At 71.0% G+C, this 4014-nt stretch carries 4 protein-coding genes; 3 read left to right on the top strand and 1 reads right to left on the bottom strand.

What is annotated here, in order from left to right:
* Positions 1–17: 17 nt before the first annotated feature.
* Together F6X68_RS31325 and F6X68_RS31330 are read left to right on the top strand one after the other, a co-directional pair.
* The gene (locus tag F6X68_RS31325) at positions 18–959 is read left to right on the top strand and encodes a tRNA (adenine-N1)-methyltransferase (RefSeq protein ID WP_151457628.1); all 942 of its coding nucleotides are present in this window, start codon (positions 18–20) and stop codon (positions 957–959) included.
* An 81-nt stretch (positions 960–1040) separates the two neighbouring features.
* Complete coding sequence (locus tag F6X68_RS31330; RefSeq protein ID WP_151457626.1) at positions 1041–1613, top strand: hypothetical protein; 573 nt, start codon at positions 1041–1043, stop codon at positions 1611–1613.
* An 82-nt stretch (positions 1614–1695) separates the two neighbouring features.
* On the opposite strand, the gene F6X68_RS31335 is transcribed toward F6X68_RS31330, so the two are convergent.
* A complete protein-coding gene (locus tag F6X68_RS31335; RefSeq protein WP_132237457.1) occupies positions 1696–1992 on the bottom strand; it encodes a ferredoxin in 297 nt (98 codons plus the stop codon).
* 177 nt (positions 1993–2169) lie between these two features.
* Here F6X68_RS31335 and arc point away from each other — a divergent pair, with 177 nt between their 5' ends.
* Positions 2170–3951 carry a proteasome ATPase gene (gene arc / locus F6X68_RS31340; RefSeq protein ID WP_151457627.1) on the top strand — a complete coding sequence of 594 codons (1782 nt, stop codon included), beginning with the start codon at positions 2170–2172 and terminating at the stop codon, positions 3949–3951.
* The last annotated feature ends 63 nt before the right edge of the window (positions 3952–4014 follow it).

Consider the following 4014-nt stretch of genomic DNA (forward strand, 5'->3'; position numbering starts at 1 on the left):
CCGCCGACACCCCGGCGCTGCCCCCCGTGCACCGCGGCCCGTTCCGGATCGGCGACCGGGTGCAGCTGACCGACCCCAAGGGGCGGATGCACACGGTCACCCTGGAGCCGGGCAAGGCGTTCCACACCCACCGCGGCATCCTGGAGCACGACGCGCTGATCGGCCTGCCCGACGGCAGCGTGGTCACCACCACCGGCGGCGGCACCGCGTTCCTGGCCCTGCGACCGCTGCTGTCGGACTACGTGCTCTCCATGCCGCGCGGCGCCCAGGTGATCTACCCGAAGGACTCCGCCCAGATCGTCGCCATGGGCGACATCTTCCCCGGCGCCAAGGTCCTGGAGGCCGGCGCCGGCTCCGGCGCGCTGTCCTGCTCCCTGCTGCGTGCGGTCGGCACGGGGGGCGAGCTGCACTCGTTCGAGGTGCGCGACGACTTCGCCCAGATCGCCCGGCGCAACGTCGAGGCGTTCTTCAACGGGCCGCACCCGGCGTGGCACCTGCACGTCGGCGACGTCGCCGGGTGCGCCGAGACCGGCTTCGACCGGATCATCCTCGACATGCTCACCCCGTGGGAGACCCTCGACATGGTCGAGCGGGCGCTGGTGCCCGGTGGCGTGTTCATCGGCTACGTCGCCACCACCCCGCAGCTGTCCGAGCTGGTCGAGGCGCTGCGTGAGCGCGGCGGCTGGACCGAGCCGCGGGCCTGGGAGTCGCTGGTGCGCGACTGGCACGCCGAGGGTCTGGCCGTGCGCCCGGACCACCGCATGATCGCGCACACCGCGTTCCTCGTCTCCGCGCGTAAGCTCGCCCCCGGCGTCACCGCACCGCCGCGGCGCCGCAAGCCCAGCAAGGGCGCCGAGGCGTACGCCGAACGCCGCCAGGCGCTGCGCGAGGCCGAGGCCGCCAGGCAGGCGGCGGCTGCCTCGGCGCAGCAGGCGGCCGAGGACACGGAACGGCCGTGACGGTGCAGCGGGGCGACGAGGAGTGAACGGACGGATCCCGCCCGTCGGCGCTTGCCGGCGGGCCGGGCACGGGGAGGTGTCATGAGCCGGCCCGGCTTCGGCGGGGGCGACCTGCCGGCGGTGTTCCCGGACTGGTCGCCCTACCAGGACCTCGAATCGGCGGCCCGGGCGTACCTGCGGGACCCCGACGTCGCGCTCGAGGCGCTCGGTGGGGTGCTGCGCGGCGCTTCGGTGCTCGGCTTCACCCTGGAACGCTTCGTCAACGAGGTCAACGGGGTGTGGCAGGAGGTCGTGGTCTGCGACGGCAGCCGCCTCGTCCTCTGGCACGGCGAGGACGTGCCGCCGGAGGAGGGGCCACCGGGCTCGATGACCTCGTCGTTGCGGGTGGTGCCGGTCTCCACGGTGACCGAGGTCGGCTGCCGGCGCCGGCTCACCCGCGCCGAGGACGGCGGGATCCGGGTGGACAGCATCGACGTCTACCTGCTGCTCACCTCGCTGGACGAGGCGCCGCCCAGCGACGAGGCGGTGGGCGCGCCCCGGCACGACGCGCTGCGCTTCGGCAAGACCCTCGACGACGGCGGCGCCGGACAGATCGCCCGCCTGGAGGAGTTCGCCCGCCTGGTCGCCTCGGTGGTCGGCCGACCGATGCTCTGAGGCGTACGCCCGGGTGGTCCGCGCAGGCGGGGTTCCCGGACGTCTCGATCCTCCCCCGCGCTCGCGCGGGAGGGCCGGGCCGTCAGTCCTCCTCGGCCTCCGGGCCGGCCACCTCGACGCCGTCGCTGCCGCGCACCACGTGGATGCACTCGCCCGGGCACTCCTTCGCCGAGTCGATCACCTCGAGGCGCAGGTGCTCCGGCACGTCGACCCGGCTGCCCGGCGCCATCCGCAGCTCGCCGTCGGGGCCCTTGACGTACGCCAGCCCGTCGACGTCGAACTCGAAGACCTCGGGCGCGTACTGCACGCAGAGCCCGTCGCCCGTGCAGAGATCCTGGTCAACCCAGACCTGCAACTCGTCCGTCACGACCTGCGCCACGGCGCACCCCCCATGTTCTCCCGTCCCACGCCTCGACGGTACCCGAACGCCCGTACCGGCCCCCCGGGCCACCCTTCGCGATCAAGGTTCGGTGACGAGCGCGTTGCGTGGGACCGAATCGGCCTCATAGCGGCTAGTGTTAGGGCAGAACGTTCAAGCCCCCCGGGGAGGTGGGACGTGGCACGCAGCGACGACGCGGACTCGCGCGCCGCACGGTGGGAGAAGGAGGCCCACGATCTCTCCACGCAGGTCGCGTTCCTTCAAGAGGAACTCGCTCTGGTGCGGCGCAAGTTGACCGAAAGCCCCCGACACGTCCGGCAGCTCGAAGAGCGGCTGGCGGCCACCCAGGCACAGTTGGCGCGGCTGACCGAGAACAACGACCGGCTCGTGAGCACCCTCAAGGAGGCTCGCGCGCAGATCGTGACGCTCAAGGAGGAGATCGACCGCCTCGCGCAACCGCCGAGTGGTTACGGCGTCTTCCTTGCACGGCACGACGACGGCACGGTGGACGTCTTCACCGGCGGACGCAAGCTCCGTGTCGCCGTCTCGCCCTCGCTGGACGTCGCCGAGCTGCGGCGCGGCCAGGAGGTCCTGCTCAACGACGCGCTCAACATCGTCGACGCGTTCGGTTTCGAGCGGGTCGGCGAGGTGGCGATGCTCAAGGAGATCCTCGCGGGTCCCGACGGCAGCCCGGGCGACCGGGCCCTGGTGGTCTCGCACTCCGACGAGGAGCGCATCGTGCACCTCGCCGACACCCTGATCGGTTCGCCGATCCGGGCCGGCGACTCGCTCATGATCGAGCCCCGCTCGGCGTACGCGTACGAGCGGATCCCGAAGAGCGAGGTCGAGGAACTGGTCCTGGAGGAGGTGCCCGACGTCGACTACACCGACATCGGTGGCCTTCACTCGCAGATCGAGCAGATCCGCGACGCGGTGGAACTGCCCTTCCTGCACGCCGACCTGTTCCGCGAGCACCAGCTCCGCCCGCCGAAGGGCATCCTGCTCTACGGTCCGCCCGGCTGCGGCAAGACGCTGATCGCCAAGGCGGTGGCCAACTCGCTCGCGAAGAAGATCGCCGAGCGGGAGGGCAAGGAGAAGCACACCAGCTTCTTCCTCAACATCAAGGGCCCGGAGCTGCTCAACAAGTACGTCGGCGAGACCGAGCGGCACATCCGGCTGATCTTCCAGCGGGCCCGCGAGAAGGCCGGCGAGGGCACACCGGTCATCGTGTTCTTCGACGAGATGGACTCGATCTTCCGGACCCGGGGCTCCGGTGTCTCCTCCGACGTGGAGAACACCATCGTCCCGCAGCTGCTCAGCGAGATCGACGGCGTGGAGGGGCTGGAGAACGTCATCGTCATCGGCGCCTCCAACCGGGAAGACATGATCGATCCGGCGATTCTGCGACCCGGCCGACTCGACGTGAAGATCAAGATCGAGCGGCCGGACGCCGAGGCGGCCAAGGACATCTTCACCAAGTACATCCTCGCCGGGCTGCCGCTGCACCCGGACGACCTGGCCGAGCACGGCGGCGACCCCCAGGCCACCGTCGCGGCGATGATCGACGCGGTCGTGCTGCGGATGTACTCGGAGACCGAGGAGAACCGCTTCCTCGAGGTCACCTACGCCAACGGCGACAAGGAAGTCCTCTACTTCAAGGACTTCAACTCCGGCGCGATGATCCAGAACATCGTCGACCGGGGCAAGAAGATGGCCATCAAGGAGTTCCTCACCTCCGGACGCAAGGGCCTGCGCCTGCAGCACCTCCTCGACGCCTGCGTCGACGAGTTCCGGGAGAACGAGGACCTGCCCAACACCACCAACCCCGACGACTGGGCCCGGATCTCCGGCAAGAAGGGCGAGCGGATCGTCTACATCCGCACGCTCGTCTCCGGCGGCAAGGGCGCGGAGGCCGGCCGGTCCATCGAGACCGCCAGCAACACCGGCCAGTACCTCTGACGGACACCCGCACGGGGCCCGTGGCGCGACGCGCCACGGGCCCCGTCCCGTCCGTGCCCTGTC

Source organism: Micromonospora sp. AMSO12t (assembly GCF_008806585.1).
Lineage (GTDB): Bacteria > Actinomycetota > Actinomycetes > Mycobacteriales > Micromonosporaceae > Micromonospora > Micromonospora reichwaldensis.